Annotated in this window: 3 protein-coding genes; 2 read left to right on the top strand and 1 reads right to left on the bottom strand. The window is 70.6% G+C overall.

All coding sequences use genetic code 11. From position 1 onward, the window contains the following. On the bottom strand, positions 1 to 538 hold a 538-nt coding region (locus tag G3N96_RS38545; RefSeq protein WP_277399485.1), incomplete at its 3' end, for an RNA polymerase sigma factor region1.1 domain-containing protein. Positions 539 to 834: 296 nt separating this feature from the next. Here G3N96_RS38545 and G3N96_RS38540 point away from each other — a divergent pair. Together G3N96_RS38540 and G3N96_RS38535 are read left to right on the top strand one after the other, a co-directional pair. Beyond that, entirely contained in the window at positions 835 to 1,287 is a 453-nt protein-coding gene (locus G3N96_RS38540; protein ID WP_206140478.1) for a hypothetical protein, read from the top strand. Positions 1,288 to 1,320: 33 nt separating this feature from the next. Beyond that, a partial coding sequence (locus G3N96_RS38535) for an SH3 domain-containing protein (RefSeq protein ID WP_346778942.1) occupies positions 1,321 to 1,717 on the top strand: 397 nt, incomplete at its 3' end.

Here is a 1,717-nt window from a genome sequence, read left to right as displayed (position 1 = left end):
CGGGCGCAGGCGTGTCGCCCACGTCGTCGTCGGACGGCCCGGCTGCGCGGGTCGAAGCCGGGGCGCGATGACGCGCGAGCAGCGCGTCCACCGCCGCCGGATAGCCGGCGAGCGCGTGCAGGATCTGGTGGCGGCCCGTCTCGATCTCGCGCGCCAGCACGATTTCGCCCTCGCGCGTGAGCAGCGGCACCGCCTGCATGCGGCGCATGTAGAGGGCGAGCGGATCGGTCGATGCGCTCGTGCCGCGTGCGAGGTCGCCGAGCATCGCGCGGCCTTCGTCGAGCGCATCGCGATCGACGTCGACAGGCGCCGAACCGGCGAACGGCGCAGGCGCGGCCGGCTCGTCGAGCACGGCGATGCCGATGTCGGCGAGCGCGGCGCGCACGACGTCGAGCGCGTCGGGGCTGTCGCTTTCGGGCGGCAGCGCGTCGACGAGGTCGGCGTGGGTCAGATAACCCTGTTCGCCGGCGAGCGCCAGCAACTGGATGATCGGATCGAGCGGCGTGTCCGCCCGGGGAGTGGGGCGTGGCGTAGTCATGTCGATGGCGGCGTGAGCCGCGTTCCTGTCTGGGCGGGCCGAAGTCCGCGGGTTTCGGGCCGCCGGTTGCTCGCGAACCCCGTCCGCGCCGGCCAGCCTGACATCGTTCAAGTTGAGGGCATTTGCGCGAACTTCAACGCGAGCGTGGCAGACGGGCCAGCACGCGGCATGCCCGCGCCCCGTGCGGTGCAGGAAACAAAAAGTAACCGATCATACCGAGCGGAAATCTGCAGGGGACGTAAGCTAGAGTCAGGCGCGCGCCCGGCGGCGACGCGCGGATTCTGCCGGAGCAACCGATGACCCCGATTCCTGCCGCGAGGTGTGCGGTATTCGCATTGACGACGCTGACCCTCGGCGGTTGTTATTACACGAGTCCGTATGGCTATGCGCCGTATTACGCGCCGGCGCCGGCCACGCTGACGCAGCGCGAAATCCCCGTCACGCCGGCTGCACCGGCCGCCACTGCGCCTGCCACCGCCGCACTGGTCACCACTGCGCCGGGCCCGGCAGCGGCGGTGGTCGACCCGGCTCCCGTCTACGTCGCGCCGGCCTATCCGCCGCCGTATCCCTATCCGTATCCGTACTATGCGCCCGCGTATTACCCGGGCTGGTACGGCTGGGGCGCACCGGCGATCTCGATCGGCTTCTGGGGCGGATGGGGCGGCGGCTGGCGTGGACGCGGCGGGTACTGGCATCGTCCGTGGGGCGGCGGCCACTGGGGTGGCGGCTGGGGCGGGCATCGGCATTGACCGGCGCGCGGCGGCGCCGCGCGGGAGAGCATCATGAGGAACACGATTGTCCGAAGCCTGTGCGTCGTCCTGCTCGGCCTGGCGGCCGTGCCGGGTATGACACGGGCACAGAGCACCGGCTACACGAATTCGCCGGCCGAACTGTTCGCCGGGCCCGCGCCCGACTATCCGGTCGTCGCGCAGATTCCGCCGGGCACCGCGCTGGACGTGTTCGGCTGCCTGAGCGACTACACGTGGTGCGACGTCGCGCTGCCGGGCATGCGCGGCTGGATCGACGCGCAACTGATCGACTATCCGTACCAGGGCGGTTACGCGCCGCTGCTTGAATATGGCGCGATCATCGGCGTGCCGATCACGGGGTTCGCGATCGGTGCGTACTGGGATCGCTACTACCGTCACCGGCCGTGGTTCCATGACCGCGATCGGTGGA

Origin of the sequence: Burkholderia sp. Se-20373 (assembly GCF_017104705.1) — a bacterium.
Classification (GTDB): Bacteria; Pseudomonadota; Gammaproteobacteria; order Burkholderiales; family Burkholderiaceae; genus Burkholderia.
This window is presented reverse-complemented; position numbering and strand designations above follow the sequence as displayed.